This window comes from Arthrobacter sp. CAN_A2, from assembly GCF_015752045.1.
GTDB lineage: Bacteria > Actinomycetota > Actinomycetes > Actinomycetales > Micrococcaceae > Arthrobacter_D.
On the sequence record NZ_JADOUS010000079.1, the window covers coordinates 1 to 1,059 of the forward strand.

General features: G+C 59.5%; 1 protein-coding gene. It reads right to left on the reverse strand.

The genetic code is table 11. From position 1 onward, the window contains the following. Window positions 1–372 precede the first annotated feature (372 nt). Entirely contained in the window at window positions 373–855 is a 483-nt protein-coding gene (locus IWX63_RS16675; protein WP_199279263.1) for a hypothetical protein, read from the reverse strand. Window positions 856–1,059 lie beyond the last annotated feature (204 nt).

Consider the following 1,059-nt stretch of genomic DNA (forward strand, 5'->3'; position numbering starts at 1 on the left):
TGTCTGCCCGATCCGAGAACGTCAAAGCCCTGCGTCCCACCAGGCAACTCCCTCTATCCAGTTATGTTGTTGCTACGACGCTATGACACCAAGCTCCCTTTTTCCCGTAGGTCGTTATGGAATTCGGGAGAGGACGATAGTTTTTTATCGGCTTATTCAGCGTGCGTCGACCACTCCACAAGCATATTTATTTATTCTTCGCTCTGTTGCAATTAGAATGCATGTTGATGGATCGGCTACCCCGGCTGTACGCCGGGCCCGCGTTGTCGCGGATCGGGGTCGGATCAATGATGACGGTTGTGTCGTTGTCGTGGAACTTCCTGCCAAAGGTCCACGAGGGATGTTTCGGCGACCACTGGGAGGGAACTGGGCTTAGGAATCTCGCGCCGGGGCAAAGACGTGGTCGTAGAGCAATCCGGTGGCCGTGGCCTGGACGTACTTGTTGATGATGTCAATGGTCCAGTCCCGCCCGCTCCAGGTGCTGGGCTTGTAAAGCCCTAGTGCAGTGTTGAGCAGGACCTCACTGGTGTAAACGGTGCCAAAGACCACTTGAACAGCTTTAGGTCCCCGTAGCCCGGTTCGAGCGGTAGTGGCGTAAGCCGAGCCCCACAAGGTGCCAAGCGCGAAGTGGGTGATCCAGTTCAGTCGTTCGCGTTCCTTGTCGCTGTCCGCATGGATCGGCAGGAGCTTCTCGGCCAAGTTGGCCGGGGCGTTGCTGGCTTCGCGTCCCGTGAGCGGCATTTCGACGAACTGCTGGAAGGCGGTCATCACCACGGTGCCGGCGACTCCCGCGGCGATACCGCGGGCGAGCGAGTTCAACAGGGAAGGCTGTTTCTGCGTGGGATCGGTTGCCATGCCTAACGGTAGGCCGCTAGTAGTCGTGCCAGCAAGACCACCGGGAATCATCGCCTGCGCCTATCGCTTGCCAGAACCCGTCGAAGGGTCTTCACCGGCCGCCCTATACGGGCCCTTCGCAGTTGAGCGTGGGTAGGGCGGTCAGGGGCTGACTCGGTAGGGTTGGCTGCTGTTGGTGCGGCGTGGTGCGGCGGGAATGAGGTC

Bases quoted from the DNA above. Each gene is read 5' to 3' on its own strand.
- IWX63_RS16675 (WP_199279263.1), bottom strand. From the start codon at position 855: ATGGCAACCGATCCCACGCAGAAACAGCCTTCCCTGTTGAACTCGCTC.